The sequence below is a fragment of the Lacrimispora amygdalina genome (genome assembly GCF_003432035.1).
In the GTDB taxonomy this organism is placed as follows: Bacteria; Bacillota; Clostridia; order Lachnospirales; family Lachnospiraceae; genus Lacrimispora; species Lacrimispora amygdalina.
This window is the reverse complement of the sequence record NZ_QOHO01000151.1, coordinates 1-1,613: the sequence shown is the minus strand read 5'-3', so window position 1 is coordinate 1,613 and position 1,613 is coordinate 1. Positions and strand designations below refer to the sequence as shown.

General features: G+C 38.4%; 2 protein-coding genes. Both read right to left on the bottom strand.

The features are described from left to right. Nucleotides 1-533 (bottom strand): DUF3360 family protein (locus tag DS742_RS28365; protein WP_117420253.1); only part of this gene is annotated, 533 nt, incomplete at its 3' end. Nucleotides 534-545: 12 nt separating this feature from the next. Further along, the coding region (locus tag DS742_RS28360) for a DUF4914 family protein (protein WP_117420252.1) at nucleotides 546-1,613 on the bottom strand (1,068 nt) is incomplete at its 5' end.

The following is a 1,613-nucleotide window of genomic DNA, read 5'->3' as shown; positions in this document are numbered from 1 at the left end:
TTTTTTTTGAAATAAAATAAAATAAGATAAACGATAATAAGAACAACTGTCAATATCCAAAAAACATGTTTTTTCTCATCAAAAAAAGCATATAATTTTTGAATGGACATCCATACTCCTGAGATCCCGAATGTGAGGGTAATACTTGTCTTGCATGTAAACCCCGATAAATCCAGCAAATATTTAAACAGTCCGCTTCTTACTGCCAAAATACCCAAAACACCAACTGTAATTCCCAATATGAGGGGATGTACCCCAAATGCAGACATAACAGGAATCAACACAACCAGAGGTGCCAATGTACCTGCAGGTGCCGCATTTGGGTATAGAAAAGAAGCAATCAATGTGATAATACTTCCGATCAGAATCTCAATTCTTACATTCTCCAAAACAAAATCAGGATTCGTGATAGAAAGTTCCTGCGCCCATACCAAAGCAAACGAGGTAACAAGTGCGATTTTTCCAATAAGTCCTGACAAAGCCGGGATAAAATCTTTATAGCTAATATCTATGTTCTTCATTTTATTGATCATAATATACTCACACTAATATCTCATTGGTATTAAATCCATATACTGTTCAACAGTTGCATGATTATAGAACAAATCAATAATCTGCCTTCCCAATGGGTTAAGTTGTTCTGTATTGTATTTTTCAAGCTCTTGTGCAAAAAAGTCGTTCAATATTTTTGCGCCAGCATCATATCCTTCTACCCCAACCTCTTTTTGAGTTTCCGGCTGAAGAAATACTTTTCTTATATATTGACCGTCAATTTTTAATGAATCTAGTCCAAAGCCCAGGAGCGGACAACGTGCCTCAATTAAATGTTCAGGTTTAAATTTTGCGCTGCCTCTGCGGGCAATATACTCTCTTGCTATCCACTGAGGCATAAAACTGACTTCATATGCACCAATATGCTGATTTGGTATCAATACATATCGTGTGTTCATGGATTTCAAAATCTGCTCAAGCATGAGATTTGCCTGATTAACCATCTTTCCAGTAGCAAATGGCCAATATGAGCCTACTCCTTCGCTTGACATCTCAGCTTTATCAATAATACTTGGGTTGTTAAACCCTCTTGGTGCTACCAGACGCCATAACCAGGCCAGCGCTGGCGGTAATACATGAAAAATCCCCATAATACCGTAAGTAGGATTTTCTTTTGTGCATGATGGGGTGCGCACACCAAAGCTTCTCACATCGACCTCAACCGGCACATCAATAGCTTTTGGCACCAATTTTCTTGGCAGAATAACGCGTGGATTAGGACATGGTCTGCCGTTGCTGTCTAAAATATGTTCCCACACAAGGCAGGTTGCACCGGGAACTGCTTCAATGTTTAAAAAGATAAGCGGTTCAGATGGCTGTGTCAATATCTGTTCATAATGTGGTGAAGTACCATACTTTGTTATGTTATCTAATCTTAAAAACCATGCAGATTCAGCATCTTTTACAACCAGCTTTTTGCTTTCATTCTGCATTTTCGGATGGCACAAAGCCATATCATCTGTTACGGGCAGTAACTCGCAGGTCTCGTTCAATACTATATAATCTTTCTCACCCGAGATTTTATTTTTTGCTAATACGATTCTTCCATCCATCTCTTTATG